A 229-nucleotide genomic window follows, 5' to 3' on the forward strand; every position below is an offset into this window, starting at 1 on the left:
GTTGACCAGCGAGCCGCGCGGGTTGATCGCCACCTCGCGTACCCCGTCCTTGCCGCTCAGCCAGTCGTTGAAGCCCAGTTCGGTGCCTTCCTGGCCGCGGCCGTCGATGTTGACCAGGCCGATCAACTGCGCGGTCAGCTCGGAACTGGGGTAGAAACGCTTGTATTCCTTGATCTGGTGTACCCCCGTTATGCCCAGGGCCATCACCTCGCTGGCCTCGATCGGCGAC

1 pseudogene is annotated in these 229 nt (G+C 64.2%); it reads right to left on the reverse strand.

From position 1 onward, the window contains the following. A pseudogene (locus tag BST14_RS32525) lies at window positions 1–229 on the reverse strand (hypothetical protein); the annotation flags it as partial.

The organism is Mycobacterium arosiense ATCC BAA-1401 = DSM 45069 (genome assembly GCF_002086125.1).
GTDB lineage: Bacteria > Actinomycetota > Actinomycetes > Mycobacteriales > Mycobacteriaceae > Mycobacterium > Mycobacterium arosiense.